This is a genomic window from Pseudomonas sp. HY2-MNA-CIBAN-0224 (genome assembly GCF_040310285.1).
GTDB lineage: Bacteria > Pseudomonadota > Gammaproteobacteria > Pseudomonadales > Pseudomonadaceae > Aquipseudomonas > Aquipseudomonas helleri.
The window spans coordinates 1-316 of sequence record NZ_JBEOPQ010000323.1 but is presented as its reverse complement, the minus strand read 5'-3'; the positions used below and the strand labels follow the sequence as shown (position 1 = coordinate 316).

Here is a 316-nt window from a genome sequence, read left to right as displayed (position 1 = left end):
CCTGCTTACTATATCGAGAAAGGTTTAGGAAAGCGCTGGCTGGCGATATTTTTCTCGCTTTGCCTACTCGTCGCATTTGGTCTGGCATTTAATGGCGTGCAATCCAATACGATTGCGCAAGCGACCAATGAAGCGTTTGGCATTCCAACGTGGATGACAGGTTTGGTGCTGGTCGTATTGGTGGCGCCAGTGGTATTTGGTGGTTTGCGCTCGGTAGCCCGCATCGCGGGCAAAATCGTACCAGTGATGGCTATTTTATATATTTTATTAGCGCTATTCATTATCGTGACCAATTTCAGTCAGTTCCCAGCAGCGA

1 protein-coding gene is annotated in these 316 nt (G+C 48.1%); it reads left to right on the top strand.

Annotation, left to right across the window (positions count from 1 at the left end; translation table 11 throughout):
- Positions 1-316, top strand: a 316-nt coding sequence (locus AAEZ03_RS26585) for a GerAB/ArcD/ProY family transporter (RefSeq protein ID WP_350582771.1), incomplete at both ends; no start/stop codon positions are given.